This window comes from Streptomyces sp. AC550_RSS872, assembly GCF_019049285.1.
Classification (GTDB): Bacteria; Actinomycetota; Actinomycetes; order Streptomycetales; family Streptomycetaceae; genus Streptomyces.
In genome coordinates, this window is the sequence record NZ_JAGMUL010000097.1 from 30,756 (window position 1) to 50,776 (window position 20,021).

The 20,021-nt window shown below is 69.6% G+C and carries 17 protein-coding genes; 4 read left to right on the forward strand and 13 right to left on the reverse strand.

The window, feature by feature from the left end; genetic code table 11:
* The first annotated feature begins 7 nt into the window (after positions 1-7).
* From KUM44_RS31330 to KUM44_RS31340, 3 genes are all read left to right on the forward strand, one after another.
* On the forward strand, positions 8-1,198 hold the full coding sequence (locus KUM44_RS31330; protein WP_217213146.1) for a sensor histidine kinase: 1,191 nt from the start codon (positions 8-10) through the stop codon (positions 1,196-1,198).
* A complete protein-coding gene (locus KUM44_RS31335) occupies positions 1,195-1,836 on the forward strand; it encodes a response regulator transcription factor (RefSeq protein WP_217213147.1) in 642 nt (213 codons plus the stop codon). The genes KUM44_RS31330 and KUM44_RS31335 overlap by 4 nt, the downstream gene beginning before the upstream one ends.
* 127 nt (positions 1,837-1,963) lie before the next feature.
* The gene (locus KUM44_RS31340) at positions 1,964-3,817 is read left to right on the forward strand and encodes a glycoside hydrolase family 18 chitinase (RefSeq protein WP_217213148.1); all 1,854 of its coding nucleotides are present in this window, start codon (positions 1,964-1,966) and stop codon (positions 3,815-3,817) included.
* Here the strand turns inward: KUM44_RS31340 and KUM44_RS31345 are convergent.
* The 13 genes from KUM44_RS31345 to KUM44_RS31405 all read right to left on the reverse strand — a co-directional run bounded on the left by KUM44_RS31345 (position 3,814) and on the right by KUM44_RS31405 (position 15,491).
* The gene (locus KUM44_RS31345; RefSeq protein ID WP_062717680.1) at positions 3,814-4,260 is read right to left on the reverse strand and encodes a DUF2550 domain-containing protein; all 447 of its coding nucleotides are present in this window, start codon (positions 4,258-4,260) and stop codon (positions 3,814-3,816) included. The two genes, KUM44_RS31340 and KUM44_RS31345, sit on opposite strands and share 4 nt — an antisense overlap.
* Before the next feature lie 162 nt (positions 4,261-4,422).
* The gene (locus KUM44_RS31350; RefSeq protein WP_217213149.1) at positions 4,423-4,797 is read right to left on the reverse strand and encodes a F0F1 ATP synthase subunit epsilon; all 375 of its coding nucleotides are present in this window, start codon (positions 4,795-4,797) and stop codon (positions 4,423-4,425) included.
* Between the two features lie 130 nt (positions 4,798-4,927).
* Positions 4,928-6,364, reverse strand: coding sequence for a F0F1 ATP synthase subunit beta (gene atpD / locus KUM44_RS31355; protein WP_217213150.1), 1,437 nt, complete (start codon positions 6,362-6,364; stop codon positions 4,928-4,930).
* Positions 6,364-7,281 (reverse strand): F0F1 ATP synthase subunit gamma, encoded by a 918-nt coding sequence (locus KUM44_RS31360; RefSeq protein WP_217213151.1) that lies wholly within the window; start codon positions 7,279-7,281, stop codon positions 6,364-6,366. The genes atpD and KUM44_RS31360 overlap by 1 nt, the downstream gene beginning before the upstream one ends.
* Before the next feature lie 21 nt (positions 7,282-7,302).
* Positions 7,303-8,910, reverse strand: coding sequence for a F0F1 ATP synthase subunit alpha (atpA, locus tag KUM44_RS31365; RefSeq protein ID WP_217213152.1), 1,608 nt, complete (start codon positions 8,908-8,910; stop codon positions 7,303-7,305).
* A 126-nt stretch (positions 8,911-9,036) separates the two neighbouring features.
* A complete protein-coding gene (locus tag KUM44_RS31370) occupies positions 9,037-9,852 on the reverse strand; it encodes a F0F1 ATP synthase subunit delta (RefSeq protein WP_217213153.1) in 816 nt (271 codons plus the stop codon).
* On the reverse strand, positions 9,849-10,397 hold the full coding sequence (locus tag KUM44_RS31375) for a F0F1 ATP synthase subunit B (protein ID WP_217213154.1): 549 nt from the start codon (positions 10,395-10,397) through the stop codon (positions 9,849-9,851). The genes KUM44_RS31370 and KUM44_RS31375 overlap by 4 nt, the downstream gene beginning before the upstream one ends.
* Before the next feature lie 40 nt (positions 10,398-10,437).
* Complete coding sequence (locus tag KUM44_RS31380) at positions 10,438-10,680, reverse strand: ATP synthase subunit C (RefSeq protein ID WP_054220475.1); 243 nt, start codon at positions 10,678-10,680, stop codon at positions 10,438-10,440.
* A 75-nt stretch (positions 10,681-10,755) separates the two neighbouring features.
* The gene (gene atpB, locus KUM44_RS31385; RefSeq protein ID WP_217213155.1) at positions 10,756-11,565 is read right to left on the reverse strand and encodes a F0F1 ATP synthase subunit A; all 810 of its coding nucleotides are present in this window, start codon (positions 11,563-11,565) and stop codon (positions 10,756-10,758) included.
* Between the two features lie 222 nt (positions 11,566-11,787).
* Positions 11,788-12,201 carry a hypothetical protein gene (locus tag KUM44_RS31390; protein ID WP_217213156.1) on the reverse strand — a complete coding sequence of 138 codons (414 nt, stop codon included), beginning with the start codon at positions 12,199-12,201 and terminating at the stop codon, positions 11,788-11,790.
* Between the two features lie 346 nt (positions 12,202-12,547).
* On the reverse strand, positions 12,548-13,462 hold the full coding sequence (locus KUM44_RS31395; RefSeq protein ID WP_217213157.1) for a 3-hydroxybutyryl-CoA dehydrogenase: 915 nt from the start codon (positions 13,460-13,462) through the stop codon (positions 12,548-12,550).
* 129 nt (positions 13,463-13,591) lie between these two features.
* Positions 13,592-14,932, reverse strand: a complete 1,341-nt coding sequence (gene ccrA, locus KUM44_RS31400) for a crotonyl-CoA carboxylase/reductase (RefSeq protein ID WP_217213158.1) — start codon at positions 14,930-14,932, stop codon at positions 13,592-13,594.
* Positions 14,933-14,987: 55 nt separating this feature from the next.
* Positions 14,988-15,491, reverse strand: a complete 504-nt coding sequence (locus KUM44_RS31405; RefSeq protein ID WP_217213159.1) for a hypothetical protein — start codon at positions 15,489-15,491, stop codon at positions 14,988-14,990.
* Positions 15,492-15,696: 205 nt separating this feature from the next.
* Between KUM44_RS31405 and KUM44_RS45965 the strand changes: the two genes are divergently transcribed.
* Positions 15,697-20,021: beta-ketoacyl synthase N-terminal-like domain-containing protein (locus KUM44_RS45965; protein ID WP_308402775.1), on the forward strand; the 4,325-nt coding region annotated here is incomplete at its 3' end.

The following is a 20,021-nucleotide window of genomic DNA, read 5'->3' on the forward strand; positions in this document are numbered from 1 at the left end:
GGAGGACATGGCCGTACGACTGCCCCGCCCGCACCGCTACGACTTGTGCGCCGCGCTGGCCGGACTGCTCGGCGGACTGCTGCTCTGGGGAGTGGGTCTCGCCACCCGGCCACGCAGCGAACCGCTCGTCCTGTGGGACGGACGCTGGCCCATCCTGCTGCCGCTCGCCGTCATCTCCTGCTGCGAGCTGCTGCGGCGCACCCATCCCCGCACCGGTCTGCTGATCGGCGTCGCCGCGCTGACCGTGGACACCATCACCCAGGGCAACCTGGTCACCCTCGTGATGTTCACGGACCTGGTCTACGCGGCCGTCCTGTACAGCCCGCCCGCCCCCGCCCGCCGTGTCCTGTGGATCAGCGGTCTGATGACCGTCGTCTGCACGGTGTTGCCCCTCGCCGTCTGGCGCACACCTGAGGCGCTGCTGGTCGGCGTGGTCGTGGGCCTGGTGGCGTTCACGCCCGCGGCCAGCGGCTGGATCGTGCGCAACCACCGCGACGCCGCCGACGCCGCCCGCCTGCGCGCCGAGCAGACCGCACTCCTGGCCGAGATGGACCGCGCCCAGGCCGTGACGGCGGAGCGCGCCCGCATGGCACGCGAGTTGCACGACATGGTCGCCAACCACCTCTCCGCCATCGCCATCCACTCCACGGCCGCGCTCTCCATCGCCGACCCGAAGACCTCCCAGGAGGCCCTGTCGGTCATCCGCGAGAACAGCGTCGAAGGGCTCGCCGAGATGCGCCGGCTCATCGGCATCCTGCGCGACGGCAACGGTGACACCGAGCCCGCCGCAACCCCCACCCTCGACGGTCTCGGCGCCCTCGTCGGCACCGCCCGCACCAACGGCCTCGACGTCACCCTCGACGCCGATCACGCCGGCAACCTCCCCGCGCCGGTGGAGCTGGCCGCGTACCGGATCGTCCAGGAGTCCCTCACCAACGCCTTGAAGCATGCCGGCCCCGGCCGGGTCACCGTCGCCCTGCGGCAGCGGGACGGCTCGCTGACCATCGCCGTGACCAGCCCGTACGGGGGCGACAGTGATGCGCCGCGCGCGCCGGGCTCCGGTGCCGGCCTGGTCGGGATGCGGGAGCGGGCCACCCTGCTCGGCGGCACGCTTCGGGCCGAGCCCGAGGACTCGGCGGACGGCAAGATCTGGGCCGTACGCGCCACACTCCCCATCGTCGAAGGAGACCCCGCATGATCCGCGTCCTCGTCGCCGAGGACCAGTCCGCCGTCCGTGCCGGGCTCGTCCTCATCCTGCGCAGCGCGCCCGACATCGAGGTGGTCGGCGAGGCGGCTGACGGCGAGCAGGCGGTGGCGCTGGCCCGGGAGCTGCGGCCGGACCTGGTGCTGATGGACGTACAGATGCCGCGTCTTGACGGGGTGTCGGCCACGCGACAGGTCGTGGCCGAGCAACTGGCCGATGTCCTCGTGCTCACCACCTTCGACCTCGACGAGTACGTCTTCGGCGCACTGCGCGCGGGCGCGTCCGGCTTCCTGCTGAAGAACACGGACGCGAAGGATCTGCTGGCGGCCGTGCGGACGGTGGCCCGCGGGGAGGGCCTGATCGCACCGGCCGTCACACGGCGGCTCATCGCCGAGTTCGCCGCCAAGCCCGTACGCGAGCCGAAGGCCGACCCCACGGTTCTGGATCAGCTCACCCGGCGCGAGCGCGAGGTGCTGTCCTGTCTCGGCGAGGGGCTGTCCAACGCCGACATCGCGTCCCGCCTCGACATGGCCGAGGCCACGGTGAAGACCCACGTCAGTCGTCTGCTGGGGAAGCTGGAGCTGCGCAGCCGGGTTCAAGCGGCCGTGTTGGCCCAGGAGTTGGGCATCTAGGGGTGGGGGCCCGGCCGTATACGAGAGTGGTCCAGACCTATTGACCTGTGGTCCAGACCTTTCTATTCTCGCGGCACCGTGGGCGTGAAGGCTCAGTCACGCCCCCAACTCCCCGAGGAGGCGCAGCATGCGCTTCAGACACAGAGCCATGGCGGGGTTCGCGACCCTGCTGCTCCCGCTGGCCGGTCTGGTCGGCCTCGCGAGCCCGGCCGAGGCAGCGACTTCCGCCACCGCCACCTACGCCAAGACCCAGGACTGGGGCTCCGGCTTCGAGGGCAAGTGGACGGTGAAGAACACCGGCACCACCTCCCTCAGCTCCTGGACCGTCGAGTGGGACTTCCCCTCCGGCACGTCCGTCACCTCCGCCTGGGACGCCGACGTCACATCGTCCGGCACCCACTGGACCGCCAGGAACAAGTCCTGGAACGGCACCCTCGCCCCCGGCGCCTCCGTCTCCTTCGGCTTCAACGGCGCCGGCTCCGGCTCGCCCGCGGGCTGCAAGCTGAACGGCGGCAGCTGTGACGGCGGAAGCGTCCCGGGGGACACGGCACCCTCCGCCCCCGGCACGCCCGCCGCCTCCGACATCACCAACACCTCGGTGAAGCTGTCCTGGAGCGCCGCCACCGACGACAAGGGCATCAAGAACTACGACGTCCTGCGCGACGGCGCCAAGGTCGCCACCGTGACGACGACGTCGTACTCCGACACCGGCCTCACCGCCGGCACCGACTACTCCTACACCGTCCAGGCCCGTGACACCGCCGACCAGACCGGCCCGGTCAGCGGCGCCCGCGCGGTGCGCACCACCGGCGGCACCACCGACCCGCCGCCCACCGGCGACAAGGTCAAGCTCGGCTACTTCACCGAGTGGGGCGTCTACGGCCGCAACTACCACGTCAAGAACCTGGTGACGTCGGGCTCGGCGTCGAAGATCACCCACATCAACTACGCGTTCGGCAACGTCAAGAACGGTCAGTGCACCGTCGACGACACCTACGCCGCCTACGACAAGGCCTACACCGCCGACCAGTCCGTCAGTGGCACCGCCGACACCTGGGACCAGCCGCTGCGCGGCAACTTCAACCAGCTGCGCCAGCTGAAGGCCAAGTACCCGCACATCAAGGTGCTGTACTCCTTCGGGGGCTGGACCTACTCCGGCGGCTTCGGCCAGGCCGCCGCCAACGCGGCCGCCTTCGCCAAGTCCTGCAAGGCCGTCGTCGAGGACCCGCGCTGGGCCGACGTCTTCGACGGAATCGACATCGACTGGGAGTACCCGAACGCCTGCGGCCTGACCTGCGACACCTCAGGACCTGCGGCCTTCAAGAACCTGATGTCGGCGCTGCGCACCGAGTTCGGCCCGAACTACCTGGTCACCGCGGCCATCACCGCCGACGGCTCCTCCGGCGGCAAGATCGACGCGGCCGACTACGGCGGCGCCGCCCAGTACCTCGACTGGTACAACGTGATGACGTACGACTACTTCGGCGCCTTCGACAAGGACGGCCCGACCGCCCCGCACTCCCCGCTCACCTCGTACGCCGGGATCCCGCAGGCGGGCTTCAACTCCGCGGACGCGATCGCCAAGCTCAAGTCCAAGGGCGTGCCCTCCAAGAAGCTGCTGCTCGGCATCGGCTTCTACGGCCGCGGCTGGACCGGCGTCACCCAGGCCGCCCCCGGCGGCTCGGCGACCGGCGCGGCTCCCGGCACCTACGAGGCCGGCATCGAGGACTACAAGGTCCTGAAGAACTCCTGCCCGGCCAGCGGCACCATCGCCGGCACGGCATACGCCTACTGCGGCAACAACTGGTGGTCCTACGACACTCCGTCGACGATCGCCGGGAAGATGACCTGGGCCAAGAACCAGGGCCTCGGTGGCGCGTTCTTCTGGGAGTTCAGCGGCGACACCGGCAACGGTGAGCTGGTGACCGCCATCAACAACGGGCTCAACCAGCAGACGAACCAAGCGACACAGACGTACTAGGCGACATTGACGCGCTGACCGGGCGGGGCTGCCTCAAGCCACGCGAGGAAACCGGTCAGCGCGTCTTCGCTCATGGCGAGTTCGAGGCGCGTGCCCCGGTGCAGACAGGTGAGGATCACCGCGTCGGAGAGCAGCGCCAGCTCCTCCTCGCCGTCGGGGACCCGGCGGCCGGCCACCTCGATGGCGGAGCGCTCCAGGATGCGGCGCGGGCGGTAGGCGTAGGAGAAGACGCGGTACCACTCGATGCGGTCGCCGTTGTAGCGGGCGACGCCGTAAGACCAGCCTTTGCCGTTGGTGTCGGGTTTCTCCGGGACGTCCCAGCGCAGCGAACAGTCGAAGGTGCCGCCCGAGCGCTGGATGAGTCTGCGGCGCAGGCCGAAGACGAACAACCCCAGCACCACGAGGGCGACGACGATTCCGCACACAGTCAGAGCGAGGACCATCGACACCGACCTCCTCGTCTCCTAGGTAACGGAACGGAAAAAACTTCCATATCTGCCTCAGCCGCGACCGGCACCGGATTGCTCCGGTCCCAGCCGCGGCTGAGTGACGTCATCGCGTGCGCTCCCCCAGAGCCTAAAGGGCTCGGGAGGTGACCTGGGGGGTCAGCGCGCCGTCGCCGCCCGCAGGCGGACCTCCGCGCGGCGCTCGGCGGACGCGTCGTCGTCCCCCTTCGCGCGCTCGAGTGCCCGCTCCGCGCGCTGGACATCGATCTCGTCCGACAGCTCGGCGATCTCGGCCAGCAGCGACAGCTTGTCGTCCGCGAAGGAGATGAAACCGCCGTGCACCGCGGCGATGACGGTTCCACCTTCACTCGTACGGATGGTCACCGGGCCCGACTCCAGCACACCGAGCAGCGGCTGGTGACCGGGCATGACGCCGATGTCGCCGGACGTGGTGCGCGCGATGACCAGGGTGGCCTGGCCGGACCAGACCTCACGGTCGGCGGCGACCAACGCGACGTGCAGCTCAGCAGCCAAGGTGGCTCCTCGGTTCACCACCCGGCGGTTCTGCCGGGTGTTGGTTACAAGTCTAGTAGGCGTGGATGAGGGGGCGGGACGAACCCCCGCCCCCTCCGTCAAGAGCTCAGTGGCTCAAGAGCACCGTGCGTCAGGAGACGCCCAGCTCCTTCGCGTTCTTCTTCAGGTCCTCGAGACCACCGCACATGAAGAACGCCTGCTCCGGGAAGTGGTCGAACTCGCCGTCGCAGATCGCGTTGAACGCGGTGATCGACTCGTCCAGCGGCACGTCCGAGCCGTCCACACCGGTGAACTGCTTGGCGACGTGCGTGTTCTGGGACAGGAAGCGCTCGACGCGGCGGGCACGCTGGACGACCAGCTTGTCCTCCTCGCTGAGCTCGTCGATACCGAGGATCGCGATGATGTCCTGGAGGTCCTTGTACTTCTGGAGGATCCCCTTGACACGCATGGCGGTGTTGTAGTGGTCCGCCGCGATGTAGCGCGGGTCCAGGATGCGGGACGTGGAGTCCAGCGGGTCGATCGCCGGGTAGATGCCCTTCTCGGAGATCGGACGGGACAGCACCGTCGTCGCGTCGAGGTGGGCGAACGTGGTGGCCGGGGCCGGGTCGGTCAGGTCGTCCGCGGGGACGTAGATCGCCTGCATCGAGGTGATCGAGTGACCACGGGTCGAGGTGATGCGCTCCTGGAGGAGACCCATCTCGTCGGCCAGGTTCGGCTGGTAACCCACCGCGGAGGGCATACGGCCGAGCAGGGTCGACACCTCGGAACCGGCCTGGGTGAAGCGGAAGATGTTGTCGATGAAGAACAGCACGTCCTGCTTCTGCACATCGCGGAAGTACTCCGCCATGGTCAGACCGGCGAGGGCCACGCGCAGACGGGTGCCCGGGGGCTCGTCCATCTGACCGAAGACCAGCGCGGTCTTGTCGATGACGCCCGACTCGCTCATCTCGTCGATGAGGTCGTTGCCCTCACGGGTGCGCTCACCGACACCGGCGAACACCGACACACCGTCGTGGTTGTTGGCGACGCGGTAGATCATCTCCTGGATGAGCACCGTCTTGCCGACGCCGGCGCCGCCGAACAGACCGATCTTTCCACCCTTGACGTACGGGGTGAGCAGGTCGATGCACTTGACGCCGGTCTCGAACATCTCGGTCTTCGACTCGAGCTCGTCGAAGTTCGGCGCCTTGCGGTGGATGGACCAGCGCTCGCCCTCGTAGGTCTCGTCGACGTTCAGCACCTCACCGAGGGTGTTGAACACCTTGCCCTTGGTGAAGTCGCCGACCGGGACAGTGATGCCCTTGCCGGTGTCGGTCACCGCGGCCTGGCGGACCAGACCGTCGGTGGGCTGCATGGAGATGGTGCGGACCAGGCCGTCACCCAGGTGCTGGGCGACTTCCAGGGTCAGGATCTTCTTCTCGCCCGCGTTCGCCGGGTCGGCGACCTCGACGTGGAGGGCGTTGTAGATCTCCGGCATCGCGTCGACGGGGAACTCCACGTCGACGACCGGGCCGATGACCCGGGCGACGCGGCCCGTGGCCGTCGCGGTCTCAACAGTGGTGGTCATTAGCGGTCACTCCCCGCGGTCGCGTCGGCCAGGGCTGCGGAGCCACCGACGATCTCGCTGATTTCCTGGGTGATTTCGGCCTGGCGGGCCGCGTTCGCGAGCCGGGACAGCGTCTCGATGAGCTCTCCGGCGTTGTCGGTGGCCGACTTCATCGCGCGCCGCGTGGCGGCGTGCTTGGAAGCGGCCGACTGGAGGAGCGCGTTGTAGATACGGCTCTCCACATAGCGCGGCAGCAGGGCGTCGAGGACGTCCTCCGCCGAGGGCTCGAAGTCGAACAGCGGAAGGATCTCGCCCTTGGACGGGGCCTCCTGCGCGACCTCTTCGAGACGGAGCGGCAGAAGCTGGGCGTCCAGCGCCTGCTGCGTCATCATCGACACGAACTCGGTGTAGACGATGTGGAGCTCGTCCACGCCGCCCTCGGCCGTCTCCGTCTCGATCGCCTCGATCAGCGGCGCCGCGACCTTCTTGGCGTCCGCGTACGTGGGCTCGTCGGTGAAGCCGCTCCACGACTCCGCGATCGTGCGCTCACGGAAGTTGTAGTGCGCCACACCACGGCGGCCGACGATGTAGACGTCGACCTCCTTGCCCTCGCGCTCCAGGCGCTCGGTCAGCTGCTCCGCCGCCTTGATGGCGTTGGAGTTGAAGGCGCCGGCAAGGCCACGGTCGCTCGTGAGGAGCAGCACCGCGGACCGCGTGACCGTCTCGGCCTGCGTGGTCAGCGGGTGCTTGGTGTTCGAGCCGGTGCCGACCGCCGTGACCGCGCGGGTGAGCTCGGTCGCGTACGGCGTGGAGGCCGCCACCTTGCGCTGCGCCTTGACGACGCGCGAGGCGGCGATCATCTCCATCGCCTTCGTGATCTTCTTGGTCGCGGTGACGGATCGGATGCGACGCTTGTAGACCCGGAGCTGGGCTCCCATGAGTCAGGTCCCTTCCTTACGTCACTTGGAGGCGCTGGTCGCCTTCGGGGCGGCCGGAGCCTCTTCGCCGAGGAGCTTGCCGTCCGCGGTCTCGAACTGCTTCTTGAACTCCGCGATGGCGTCGGCGACGGCGGTCAGGGTGTCGTCCGACATCTTGGCGCCCTCCTTGATGGAGGTCATGAGGCCCTGCTCCTTGCGGTGCAGGTACTCCAGGAGCTCCTTCTCGAAGCGGCGGATGTCGCCGACCGGGACGTCGTCCATCTTGCCGGTGGTGCCGGCCCACACGGAGACGACCTGGTCCTCGGTGGCCATCGGCTCGTACTGGGCCTGCTTCAGCAGCTCGACCATGCGCTGACCGCGCTCCAGCTGCGCCTTCGACGCGGAGTCCAGGTCGGAACCGAAGGCGGCGAACGCCTCCAGCTCACGGAACTGGGCGAGGTCGACGCGGAGACGGCCGGAGACCTGGCGCATCGCCTTGTGCTGCGCGGAACCACCGACTCGGGAGACGGAGATACCGACGTTCAGCGCGGGGCGCTGACCGGCGTTGAACAGGTCCGACTCCAGGAAGCACTGGCCGTCGGTGATGGAGATGACGTTGGTCGGGATGAACGCCGAGACGTCGTTGGCCTTGGTCTCGACGATCGGCAGACCGGTCATCGAGCCGGCACCCATGTCGTCGGAGAGCTTCGCGCAGCGCTCCAGCAGACGGGAGTGCAGGTAGAAGACGTCACCCGGGTAGGCCTCACGGCCCGGCGGGCGGCGCAGCAGCAGGGACACGGCGCGGTAGGCGTCGGCCTGCTTCGACAGGTCGTCGAAGATGATGAGGACGTGCTTGCCCTCGTACATCCACTGCTGGCCGATGGCCGAACCGGTGTACGGCGCCAGGTACTTGAAGCCGGCCGGGTCGGACGCCGGGGCGGCGACGATGGTCGTGTACTCCAGCGCGCCGTTCTCCTCCAGCGCGCGGCGGACCGACGCGATCGTCGAGCCCTTCTGGCCGATGGCGACGTAGATGCAGCGGACCTGCTTGCTCGGGTCGCCGGTGCGCCAGTTGTCGCGCTGGTTGATGATCGTGTCGACGCACAGCGCAGTCTTGCCGGTCTGGCGGTCACCGATGATCAGCTGACGCTGGCCACGGCCGATCGGGGTCATCGCGTCGACGGCCTTGTAGCCGGTCTCCATCGGCTCGTGCACCGACTTGCGCTGCATGACCGTGGGGGCCTGCAACTCAAGGGCGCGGCGGCCGGACGTCTCGATCTCGCCGAGGCCGTCGATCGGGTTGCCGAGCGGGTCGACGACGCGGCCGAGGTAGCCCTCGCCGACGGCCACGGAGAGGACCTCACCGGTACGGGAGACCGGCTGACCCTCCTCGATGCCGCTGAACTCACCGAGGACGATGGCACCGATCTCGCGCTCCTCGAGGTTGAGGGCGAGGCCGAGGGTGCCGTCCTCGAACTTCAGCAGTTCGTTGGCCATGGCCGAGGGCAGGCCCTCGACCTTCGCGATGCCGTCGCCGGCAAGGGTGACCGTACCGACCTCCTCGCGCGAGGCCGCGTCCGGCTTGTACGACTGGACGAAGTTCTCCAGCGCGTCCCGGATCTCCTCCGGCCGGATCGTGAGCTCCGCCATCTGGGTTCCCTGCTCTCCTTGTTGGGCCCGAAGTTTCACTTTGGGGGTCTGGGGGCGACCCCCAGGATCCTTCTGCACGGCCCAACCAGGGCCGTCGTAAGTACGTACTGCCTATGAAGTTGCTGGTCAGCTCGCCAGTCGGCGGCCGGCGTCCTCGATGCGGTCCGCGAGGGAGCCGTTGATGACCTCGTCACCGACCTGCACCCGGATTCCGCCGACGACCTCGGGGTCCACGTCGAGGTTGAGGTGCATCGGGCGGCCGTAGAGCTTCGCGAGGGCGGCACCCAGGCGCTGCTTCTGCCGGTCGCTCAGCGGCACCGCCGAGGTGACCACGGCCACCATGCGGTCCCGACGGTCGGCGGCGAGCTTGGACAGGGACTCCAGTCCCGACTCCAGGCTACGTCCACGCGGCGCGGTCACAAGACGCGTGACCAGACGCTCGGTGGTCGCCTTGGCCCGGCCGCCGAGCAGGCCGCGCAGCAGCTCGCCCTTGGCCGAGACGGTGGCGGCGCGGTTGGTCAGCGCGGCACGCAGCTCGGTGCTCGAGGAGACGATCCGGCCGAACCGGAACAGCTCGTCCTCGACCTCGTCGAGCGTGCCCGCCTTCTGCGCGGCGGTGAGGTCGGCGGTGACCGCCAGCTCCTCCAGCGCGTCCACCAGGTCGCGGGACTGCGACCAGCGGGAGCGCACCATGCCGGCCAGCAGGTCAGCGGCCTCGCCGCCGACCTGGCCGCTGAGCAGGCGCTGGGCCAGCTCGGCCTTCGCCTCTCCGGCCTGCGCCGGGTCGGTCAGGACCCGACGCAGCGACACCTCGCGGTCGAGCAGCGCGGTGACGGCGGCCAGCTCGTCGGCGAGCTTGGCCGCGTCGACGGACGTGGAGTCCGTCAGCGCGTCGAGACGCTCACGTGCGGCTGCCAGGGCCTCGCGGCTCGCTCCGTTCATCGCGCGGCCTCGGCCTTCTCCTCGAGGTCCTCGAGGAAGCGGTCGATGACACGGCTCTGCCGGGCGTGGTCCTCCAGGGACTCGCCGACGAGCTTGCCGGCCAGTTCGGTGGCGAGCTTGCCGACGTCCTGGCGCAGCGCGGACGCGGCGGCCTTGCGGTCGGCCTCGATCTGGGCGTGACCGGCGGCGACGATCTCCTCGCGCTGCCGCTGGCCTTCCGCGCGCATCTCGGCGATGAGCGTGGCGCCCTGCTCCTGCGCCTCCTGGCGCAGACGCGCGGCGTCGTGCCGGGCCTCGGCGAGCTGGGCCTTGTACTGCTCCAGGACGCTCTGGGCCTCGGTGCGAGCCTCCTCGGCCTTCTCGATCCCGCCCTCGATGGCCTCGCGGCGCTCTTCCAGAACCTTGTTGATGTTCGGAAGGAGCTTCTTGCCCAGGACGAAGAAGACAATCGCGAAGGCGATCAGACCGATGACGAGCTCGGGGATCTCCGGGATCAGAGGATTCTGGGCTTCCTCCGCCGCGATTTGCAGCAAGGGCGAAGTCACATCAGTTCCTTCCGTGGAATTCTCTCGTCGGACGAGACGGTCAGGACGGGTAGACGAAGCCCATGACCAGACCGATCAGGGCGAGCGCCTCACAGAGCACGAAGCCCAGGATCTGGTTCTGACGGATCAGGCCGGCGGCCTCGGGCTGGCGGGCGAGCGCCTGGGTGCCGTTACCGAAGATGATGCCAACGCCGACGCCGGGGCCGATGGCCGCGAGGCCGTAGCCGATGGCAGCGAGGTTGCCCTTGATTTCGACCGCGGCGAGGGTGTCGAGAGCGGACATGCCGTAACTTCCTTCTCTTTACACAGGCCGGTGGGGGTTGGCCACCGGAAGTTCAGGGGGTGGTGGTGCGGGTGCTCAGTGGTGCTCGGCGAGCGCGCCCTGGATGTAGCTACAGGACAGGAGGATGAAGACGTAGGCCTGAAGGGCCTGGATGAACAGCTCGAATACCGTCATCACGATCACCATCAGGAACGAGACCGCGGAGTACGCGATGCCGATGCCGTTGAGCAGGTACCAGGTTCCGATGGTGAAGATCAGGATCAGGACGTGCCCGGCGAACATGTTGGCAAAGAGCCGGACGGCGTGGGTGAAGGGCCGGATGAACACGTTCGACAGGAACTCGAAGAACATGACCATCGGGAACACCGGGCCGAGCGACGGGTCGTAGCCGGTGATGTTCTTCCAGCCGCCGATGAAGCCGTGCCGCTTGAAGGTCAGGCTCATCCACAGGATGTAGACGATGGCGGCGAGACCGGCGGGGAAGGCGATGACCGCGGTGGCGGGGAACTGGGCGACCGGGATGATCGACCAGAGGTTCATGATCCAGATGAAGAAGAAGAGCGAGACCATCAGCGGGACGTACTTCTCGCCCTCGCGCTTGCCGATCGTCTCGTAGACGACGCCACGACGTACGAAGTCGTAGCCCGCCTCACCGATCATCTGGAGCTTGCCCGGGATCAGCTTCGGCTTGTTGAAAGCGGCCCAGAAGAATCCGATGACGACGAGCGTGCTCACCAGCGACAGCAGCATCGGCTTGTTGAAGTCGATGCCGCCGACGGTGAACATCGGCTCGAAGAGGAACGAGTGCAGGCCGGGGGTCGGGAAACCGCACCCGTCGAAAATATGACAGTCGGTCTCGAAGGCGAGCGTCTTGGCATTACTCACCGCGAGCTCCTTCAGAGTGGCGCATGGGTACGGCAACCTCGATGTGTCGGCGCGGCCTGCGACCGCGGGACGGCACTGGACTGGACTTGCGGATTTGGGGGCGGCGACTGGGCTCCGAGCCGTGAGGTGTCACAGGCACGGCTGCCGCCCACGCCAGCTCTGCCGCAGTTGTGGCGAGACCATAGCAAATGAGCGGAAGCCTCTTTACACCGGCCCTACAGGTCACGACGACGCCCGAGCGGAGTCCGGCTCGACGTAGGGAATCTTGGCCTTCATGTGCGAGAGCACCTGAGCGGCGATCCACACCAGAGTGGCCGCGAGCAACGTGAAGGCGAAGCATTTCGGATTGAACACCGACGTCCCCCTGAAGGCGATCAGCACGATCATGAGCAGAAGGATCTGCGTCGTGTAGAGCAAGAGCCCCATCGACTGAAAGAGGTGGGGGAACTGGCGCGCGGTACGCAGCAGCACCGTCAGCCCACTGCTCATGAACAGCAGGACGAGAAGCGCACCGAGGGCGGCACCGAGTGCCCCCTTGCCACCGGCGACGGCGGCACTCACCGCGGCTCCCGCCACACCCGCAGCTGCGGTGGGCAGGGCACAGTGCATGAGCGTTCGTGCGTCGTTGGACTGCATGGCGGCAACTCCGCGTTCAAGGGGGGCAGGGTGTCGTCATGGACGAGCGTATCCCCGGGCAGAGGGGCGTGAGACCGCGCGCCGCCTCGCTCCGGCGGCCCGCTTCGCGACGGCCCGTCGACTGTTCCCGGGGTTCTCGTGAACGGTATCACAAACTATTTGATGAGGTCTTTACCTGAGGGGTGCGCGCTGTCACACATGAGAGTGAAGGTGCGCGTCTGTACAAGAACCCGGGCGGGTTGTCTGCTAATGGGGGCTTTGCCCACCGACCCTTCCCCCATGACTTGGCAATGCTCTAGTCAGATTCTTACCTTGGCGCTCACCGTAGGACAGGGCGTAAGAGAGGTCAGTAGGCGTAGAAGCCCTGCCCCGACTTCCGGCCGAGCAGGCCGCCGTCCACCATGCGGGAGAGCAGCGGCGGTACGGCGTGGGTGGGCTCCTTGAACTCCTCGTACAGGGCGGTGGCGATGGCCGCGACGGTGTCGAGCCCGATGAGATCGGCCAGTGCCAGCGGCCCCATGGGGTGGGAGCAGCCCATGGTCATGGCCTGGTCTATGTCCCGCGCGCTGGCGTAGCCGGCTTCCAGCATCCGGATCGCGGACACGAGATAGGGGATCAGCAGGGCGTTGACCACGAAGCCCGAGCGGTCGCCGGCCTGGATGGCCTGTTTGCCGAGGGTCCCGGTGACGAACTCCGTGGCGATCTGCCGGCAGCGGTCCTCCGTCAGCAGGGAACTGATCACCTCGACCAGTGGCAGCACCGGGGCAGGGTTGAAGAAGTGCAGTCCCAGGACCTGGCCCGGACGGTCGGTGGCACGGGCCAGCCGCATGACGGACAGGGCGGAGGTATTGGAGGCGAGGATCGCCTCCGGGTCCTCGACGACCTTGTCCAGGGCCGCGAAGATCCGCAGCTTCGTGGGCTCGTGCTCGGGAGCCGCCTCCAGCACCAGTTGCCGGTCGTGGAACGCGGCGAGGTCGGTGGTGTACGAGACGTGCGCGAGCGTCCGCTCCCGCTCGGCGTCGGTGATCTTGCCCTTGTCGGCCGCGCGGGCGAGAGAGCGCTCCAGCCGGTCACGGCCCCGGGCCAGGCCGGCCTCCCCCGAGGAGACGAGCAATACGTCACGGCCCGCGCGGGCGCACACTTCGGCCAGGCCCGCGCCCATCACCCCGCAGCCGACCACGCCTACGCGCTGGATCGCCCTGGCCGCCTCGGCGGGTGCGGAGGTGGGGGAGGTGGGGGAGGTCGTCGTCGCGGTGGTCATCACTTCTCCTCTGGGCCGGGCACCGCCCGGCGGGCTCTCCGCCGCCTGCGCGGGCAGCGGTTCTCCTGGGCGGATTTCAACGGACGTCAGAAGCGGTGCCACCGGACGGCGGCCCGGGCGAGGGGACGGTCAGGCCATGGCGAGACCGCGGAGCGGGTTGAGGCGGTCCTCGCCGATCCGTGCCCGCAGTTCGGGGTCGGTGACGCCCTGTCCGGGGCCGGAGGCCAGGCAGAGCACGCCCACCTTGCCGAGGTGCCGGTTCGTCTGGACCGAGCGGGCGGCCTCGCCGATCTCCTCCAGCGGATAGACCTCGGACAGCGTCGGCATGATCCGGCCCAGGGAGATGAGCCGGTTGGTCTCCCACTGCTCCTGGAGGTTGGCGGCGTGGCTGCCGATGATCCGCTTGAGCTTCATCCACAAGTACCGGTTGTCGTAGCCGTGTTGATAGCCGGTGCTGGAGCCGCAGGTCACCACCGTGCCGCCACGCCGGACGACGAAGACCGAGACCCCGAAGGTGGCGCGGCCCACGTGCTCGAAGACCACGTGCGGGTCCTCCCCCACCTGTTCCCGGATGGCACTGCCGAGCTTCTTGCCCACCTCGATGACCCGGCGCGGGTCGTCGGCGGTGCGGTCGTCAAGACCGATGTCCTGCCGGTTGATGACCACGTCGCAGCCGAGCCGACGGGCCGCGTCGGCCTTCGCGGGCGAGCTGACGACGCCGACCGGGATACCGCCGCCGTTCTTGACGAACTGCACCGCGTAGGCGCCAAGCCCGCCGGCCGCCCCCCAGATCAGCACGACGTCACCCTGCTTGAACCGGGCCCCCCGGTCGCCGACCAGCATCCGGTACGCCGTCCCGGCGCACAGCGGGTTGCAGGCGGCCTCCTCCCAGGTGAGATGCGCGGGCTTGGGGATCAGCTGGCTCGCCCTGACGACGGCGTAGTGAGCCAGGCCGCCGAAGTTGGTCTCGAAGCCCCAGATGCGCTGGTCGGCGCCGAGCATGCCGTCGTGGTGGGTGGCGGGTTCCTGGTCGTCCGGCTGGACGCAGCTCATCACCACATGGTCGCCGACGCTCCAGCGCCGTACGCCGGAGCCGGCGCGCACGATCACGCCCGCCCCGTCGGAACCGATCACATGGTGCGGCAGATCGTGCCGCTCGGCCCAACCGCCCTGTGCCGCGAACTGCTTCAGGAAGCGGAACGTGGGAATCGGCTCGAACATCGCCGACCAGACGGTGTTGTAGTTCACGGCACTCGCCATGACGGCGACCAGCACCTCGTCCGGCGCCAGTTCGGGCATGGGCACCTCGCCGACCCGCAGCGACTTGCGGACGTCCTTGTCCGCGACCCCGTCGAACATCCGGGAGTCCGCGGACTGGATATAGGCGGCGGTGTACTCCCGGGGCAGTTCCGCCCGCTCCAACTCCTGCGGCGACGCACCCGCGCGTACCGCCTCGGACAGCTGGGTCATGGTTGGTTCACCTTTCCCGGGAGTCATGAACCCGAGCATCGATTTCCTGGCGGGGTCAGACCCGGTAGCAGTGGACCTCGTCCGCGGGGATCCACTCGCTGTCGGCTTCGAACTTGATGAAGCCGCATTTCAGGTAGTGGTTCTCGTCGATGATCTCGTACCGCTCCTTGAGCATGAACCAGTGACCGAAACCCATGCATTCGCCGGTGAAGACGAGATAGCCGTCCTGCCATCCCTCCGTGGTCAGCAGGGTGCGGTTTCCCCAGTCGTCAAAGTAATAGCCGGAGAACGACTTGTCCCGCTCGACCCACTGGACGACGAAGCGGCCGGTGAGGTCGTGTTCCGGTACCAGCTGAGTCATCTCGTACGCGTGACCGCCGAAGGTCGACACGGTGTTCCAGGCCGCCGTGCCCTTCTGGGCCGGATCGGCGGTGAAGTTCGTCCACTCCGCGCGGAAATCACCGAGCAGAAAGTCGAGGTCCCGCATCCTTTCCGGCGCCGACGGCTTTACGAATTGCTGCTCCGCCGATTCCGCGGCTTTCTCCTCAGAAACACTCATTGCGGGGATACACTCCTGTCCTCGTCACGGCACGGGAATTCACGCCGAGGCTAGGCAGGGCAAACCCCTATCGCCAACCCCTACACCGCCATATACGTCTGCCTGCGACTTCTGGGGTGGCTATGGGGACGCCGTTAGGGGTGCGAGGTTCGTACCTTCGCCCTTGAAGGGCGCGGTATGCCAATCTCTCAGGTGGGGTTCTCGGGTGACGAACGAAGCGCAGCTGGTTGATTACCTCAAGAAGTTGGCAGCCGATCTGCGGCAGGCCCATCGGCGCATCAAGACACTTGAGGCCGGGGACACCGAGCCGGTGGCGATCGTCGGCATGGCCTGCCGGCTGCCCGGAGGCGTCGGTTCGCCCGACGAGCTGTGGGACCTCGTGCTGCGCGGCGAGGACGCCGTCACCGGGATGCCGTCGGACCGCGACTGGCCGCTCGGTGAGCTCTACGACCCCGATCCCGACCACCCGGGCACCACCTATGCCACCGAGGGCGGATTCCTGCGCGGCGCCGCCGAGTTCGACGCGGAGTTCTTCGGGGTCTCCCCGCGCGAGGCGCTGGCTATGGATCCGCAGCAGCGGCTGCTGCTGGAGACCGCCTGGGAGGCGCTGGAGAACACCGGGGTGGACCCGCGGTCCCTGGCCGGTTCCCGGACCGGCGTCTTCACGGGCCTGATGTACCACGACTACGCCTCCGGTCCGGGTGTCCTGCCCGACGAGGTGGAGGGCTATCTGAGCACCGGCATGGCCGCGAGTGTGGCGTCGGGCCGGATCTCGTACTTCCTCGGTCTTGAGGGCCCGGCGGTCACGCTCGACACCGCCTGCTCGTCGTCGCTGGTGGCGCTGCATCTCGCGGTGCAGGCGCTGCGTGAGGGGAACTGCGATCTGGCGCTGGCGGGCGGTGCGACGGTCATGTCCACCCCGGCCACCTTCGTGGAGAACTCCCGTCAGCGTGGCCTCGCCCGTGACGGCCGGTGCAAGTCGTTCGCCGCCGCGGCCGACGGCGTCGGCTGGGGCGAGGGCTCGGCGTTGCTCGTGGTGGAGCGGCTCTCCGACGCCCGCCGCGCCGGCCACCAGGTGCTGGCGATCGTCCGCGGCAGCGCGGTCAACCAGGACGGCGCGTCCAACGGCCTCACCTCCCCCAACGGCCCCTCGCAGGAGCGGGTCATCCAGCAGGCGCTGGCCTCGGCCCGGCTGGGCTTCGCGGACGTCGACGTGGTCGAGGCGCACGGCACCGGCACCCGCCTCGGCGACCCCATCGAGGCCCAGGCCCTGCTCGCCACCTACGGCCAGGAGCGGCTGGAGGGCAGCCCGCTGCGGCTGGGCTCCGTCAAGTCCAACCTCGGTCACACCCAGGCCGCCGCGGGCGCCGCCGGGGTCATCAAGATGGTCATGGCGCTACGGCACCAGCAGTTGCCCAGGACCCTGCACGTCGACCGGCCGACGCCCGAGGTGGACTGGTCGGCGGGCGCGGTGGAGCTGCTGACCGAGAACCGGGCGTGGCCGCGCGGCGAGCGGCCCCGGCGGGCCGGGGTGTCCTCGTTCGGCATCAGCGGCACGAACGCGCACATCATCCTGGAGGAACCGGCCGCGGCCGATCTCCCGGCGGACGAGGCGGACGAGGCGGTGGGAGGCGGCCAGGGCCGGCCCCCCGTGACGCCCGTGCTGCTGTCGGCGGCCACCTCCGCCGCCCTGCCGGCGCAGGCGGAGCGGCTGCGCACGCATCTGCTGGACCACCCCGAGCTGCCGCTCGGCGAGCTGGCGGCCGCCCTGGCGACCACCCGTACCGCCTTCGAGCACCGCGCGGTGCTGCTCGCCGAGGACCGCGAAGAACTGCTGGACGGGCTGGCCCGGCTGGCGCGCGGGGAACGTCCCGCCTCCCTCGTGAGCGGTGTCGCCGACGAGGTGCGCAGCGCCTTCCTGTTCACCGGCCAGGGGGCCCAGCGGCCCGGCATGGGCCGGGAACTGTACGAGACGTTCCCGGTGTACGCCCAAGCTCTGGACGAGGTCTGCGCGGAGCTGGACACCCGCCTCGACCGGCCGCTGCTGCCCCTGCTGCTGGCCGAAGCGGGCAGCGCCGAGGCGGGGCTGCTGGACCGGACGCTGTACACCCAGTCGGCCACGTTCGCCCTCGGGGTGGCGCTCTTCCGGCTGCTGGAGGAGTGGGGGGTACGGCCCCGGCTGCTGTCCGGGCACTCGGTCGGCGAGCTGACCGCCGCGCATGTCTCGGGCATGCTGTCGCTGGCAGACGCCTGCGAACTGGTCGCCGCGCGGGGCCGGTTGATGCAGGAGCTGCCCGAGGGCGGGGCGATGATCTCGGTGGCGGCGACCTCTGACGAGGTGCTGCCGCTGCTCGCCGGGCACGAGTCGGTGGCCGGTGTCGCGGCCGTCAACGGGCCCGGTTCCGTGGTGGTGTCGGGCGACGAGGACGTCGTGACCCGGATCGCCGCGCACTTCACGGAGCTGGGGCGCAGGACCCGGCGGCTGCCGGTGAGCCACGCCTTCCACTCCCCGCTGATGGAGCCCGTCGTCGAGGCGCTGGGCGAGGTCGCCGGACGGCTCTCGTTCGAGCCGCCGCGCATCCCCGTCGTCTCCAGCGTGACGGGCAGCCTGCTGGGGGCCGCCGACTGGGCGGACCCGGCGTACTGGGCGCGGCAGGCGCGCGAGCCGGTCCGTTTCCATGACGTGGTGCGCGCCCTCGACGCCGAGGGCGTCACCGTCTTCCTCGAACTCGGGGCCGATGCCGCGCTCACGTCGATGACCGAGGAGACCCTGGCCGCCACGGGCACCACCGCCGTCGTCGCCCCGGCGCTGCGGCGAAGCCGCCCGGAGGTGCGAACGCTGACGGCCATGCTGGCCCAGGCGCACACGGCCGGTGCGCCGGTGGACTGGGCCGCGTTCCTCGGCGGCCCTCCGGCGCGGCGGGTACCGCTGCCGACGTACGCCTTCCAGGGCACCCGGTACTGGCTGCGGACCTTGCCCGGGGCCGGCGACCTGGGCGCGGCGGGCCTGGTGCCCGCCGAACATCCGCTGCTGGGGGCCACGTTGGTGCCCGCGGCGGGGGGTGGCCGGCTGTTCACGGGCCGGTTGTCCGTGGACAGCCTGCCGTGGCTGGCGGACCACACGATCGGGGACACGGTCCTGCTGCCGGGCACCGCCGTGGCCGAACTCGCCCTGTGGGCGGGCGGACACGCCGGTCTCGACCAGATCGCGGACCTCACGCTGGAGCTGCCCCTCGCCCTGCCGCGCCAGGGCGGCCTGCGCGTCCAGCTCGCCCTGGACGCCCCGGACGCGTCGGGCGAGACCGGGTTCGCTCTGTACACACAGGCCGAGGACGCGCCCGAGGACGTATGGACTCGGCACGCCGGCGGCACCCTCACCACGGCCGGAGGCACCCCCGAGGAGCAGCTGACGGCCTGGCCGCCCACGGGGGCCGAGGAGCTGGACATCGACGGCTGCTACGCGGACTTCGCGGCGGCCGGAGTGCACTACGGGCCGGCGTTCCAAGGGCTGCGCGCGGTGTGGCGGCGCGGCGAGGAGGTGTATGCCGAGGTCGGGCTGCCCGACGAAGTCGCCCAGGACGTCGGTGAGTTCGGCCTCCATCCGGCGCTCGCGGACGCCGCCCTGCACGCGTCGGCGTTCGTCCCGGGCGAGTTCGCCCAGGAACAGCGGGGCAGGCTGCCCTTCGCCTGGCGCGGGGTGTCCCTGCACGCGACCGGAGCTTCCGTCCTGCGCGTACGACTGACCCCGACCGGCCCGGACACCCTCGCGCTGCTCTTCGCGGACGCCGCCGGCCGGCCTGTGGCCACGGTGGAGTCCCTGGTCGTACGGCCCGCCGAAGCGGTCACGGCACCGGACGGCGCGGCGGGCGCGCTCCTGGTGCCCTCCTGGGCGCCGGTCGGTCTTGCCGGAGACGAGTCGGCGGCGCGCTGGGCCGTGCTGGGGTCAGGGCCGCTGGCCGGTCTGCCCGGTGCCGAGGTCCACGCCGGTCCGGCCGAGTTCAGGGCCGCGGTGCAGGCGGGGGCCGAGGTCCCCGATGTCGTCGTCGCCGCGGTCGGGACATCCGCGGGAACGGGCGACTCCGTCGACGCCGACGCGGCGCACGAGAGTGCCCAGCAGGCGCTGGAGTTGCTGCGGGCATGGCTCACCGACGAACGGCTCGGTGCCGCCCGGCTGGTGGCGGTGACCTGGAACGCGGTGGCCGTGACCGAGGACGCGGCCCCGGATCCGGCCCAGGCGGCGGCATGGGGTCTGCTGAGCTCGGCGGTGACCGAACACCCCGGCCGGATCGTCCTCGTGGACCTCGACGGCACGGCCGAGTCGCTGGCCGCGCTGCGCACGGCGGTCACGTCGGACGAGCCGCGGCTGGCGCTGCGGGAGGGCAGGGCCGTCGCGCCACGGCTGGCCCGGGCCGCGGTGACGCCGCGGCTTCCCCGGGGTATCGATCCGGACGGCACCGCCCTCATCACCGGCGGCACCGGCACCCTCGGCACCCTCCTCGCCCGTCACCTCGTCCACCACCACGGCGTCCG

Excerpts from the sequence above, each read along its gene's own strand:
- KUM44_RS31330 (WP_217213146.1), top strand. The coding sequence starts at position 8 with ATGGCCGTACGACTGCCCCGCCCGCACCGCTACGACTTGTGCGCCGCG.
- KUM44_RS31335 (WP_217213147.1), top strand. The coding sequence starts at position 1,195 with ATGATCCGCGTCCTCGTCGCCGAGGACCAGTCCGCCGTCCGTGCCGGG.
- KUM44_RS31340 (WP_217213148.1), top strand. The coding sequence starts at position 1,964 with ATGCGCTTCAGACACAGAGCCATGGCGGGGTTCGCGACCCTGCTGCTC.
- KUM44_RS31345 (WP_062717680.1), bottom strand. The coding sequence starts at position 4,260 with ATGGTCCTCGCTCTGACTGTGTGCGGAATCGTCGTCGCCCTCGTGGTG.
- atpD (WP_217213150.1), bottom strand. The coding sequence starts at position 6,364 with ATGACCACCACTGTTGAGACCGCGACGGCCACGGGCCGCGTCGCCCGG.
- KUM44_RS31360 (WP_217213151.1), bottom strand. The coding sequence starts at position 7,281 with ATGGGAGCCCAGCTCCGGGTCTACAAGCGTCGCATCCGATCCGTCACC.
- atpA (WP_217213152.1), bottom strand. The coding sequence starts at position 8,910 with ATGGCGGAGCTCACGATCCGGCCGGAGGAGATCCGGGACGCGCTGGAG.
- KUM44_RS31370 (WP_217213153.1), bottom strand. The coding sequence starts at position 9,852 with ATGAACGGAGCGAGCCGCGAGGCCCTGGCAGCCGCACGTGAGCGTCTC.
- KUM44_RS31380 (WP_054220475.1), bottom strand. The coding sequence starts at position 10,680 with ATGTCCGCTCTCGACACCCTCGCCGCGGTCGAAATCAAGGGCAACCTC.
- KUM44_RS31390 (WP_217213156.1), bottom strand. The coding sequence starts at position 12,201 with ATGCAGTCCAACGACGCACGAACGCTCATGCACTGTGCCCTGCCCACC.
- KUM44_RS31395 (WP_217213157.1), bottom strand. The coding sequence starts at position 13,462 with ATGACCACCGCGACGACGACCTCCCCCACCTCCCCCACCTCCGCACCC.
- ccrA (WP_217213158.1), bottom strand. The coding sequence starts at position 14,932 with ATGACCCAGCTGTCCGAGGCGGTACGCGCGGGTGCGTCGCCGCAGGAG.
- KUM44_RS31405 (WP_217213159.1), bottom strand. The coding sequence starts at position 15,491 with ATGAGTGTTTCTGAGGAGAAAGCCGCGGAATCGGCGGAGCAGCAATTC.